Annotated in this window: 1 protein-coding gene; it reads right to left on the reverse strand. The window is 52.1% G+C overall.

The window, feature by feature from the left end:
• Positions 1-296: 296 nt before the first annotated feature.
• Positions 297-601 (reverse strand): hypothetical protein (locus IAQ59_RS22105; RefSeq protein WP_209333023.1); only part of this gene is annotated, 305 nt, incomplete at its 5' end.

The raw sequence follows: 601 nt of genomic DNA on the forward strand, positions 1-601 counted from the left end.
CTGCCCACGTCATTGCGAGGCTTGGAGATAGGCGGTAACGGAGATACAGGGTAGAATACGATCGGAATCTTTCGGTAGACCGTCAACTAGTATCAAGCCGAAGCAATCTCCTTGAGGAGACGGTTAGATCTGAGATGTGAGATTTTTAGAAAACGCAAGACTCGCGAATCGTTCGAGCCTACATTCGGTAACAATACCCTTATGCTCTGGCTTGGAGATTGCCACGCTCCTGCGTCGCTCGCAATGACGGGCCCAACCCCGAAGGGGTGGCAGGTTTATAGCATAAGCAATCACGACTACACCCGGTTTTGGCCGCCAACAACATCCATCCTGCCACCCCTCTCCCGCCAAAACCCGAGGATGATTGAGGAGGTGAGAGACGGTGGGATGTGAGACGTGAGATTTTTAGAAAACGCAAGACTCGCAAATCGTTCGAGCCTACATTCGGTAACAATACCCTTATGTCCTGGTTTGGAGATTGCCACGCTCCTACGTCGCTCGCAATGACGCAATTCACCGAAACGCCCCCTGCCCACGTCATTGCGAGGCTTGGAGATAGGCGGTAACGGAGATACAGGGTAGAATACGATCGGAATCTTTC

This window comes from Lunatimonas salinarum (assembly GCF_017811155.1).
Taxonomy (GTDB): Bacteria; Bacteroidota; Bacteroidia; order Cytophagales; family Cyclobacteriaceae; genus Lunatimonas; species Lunatimonas salinarum.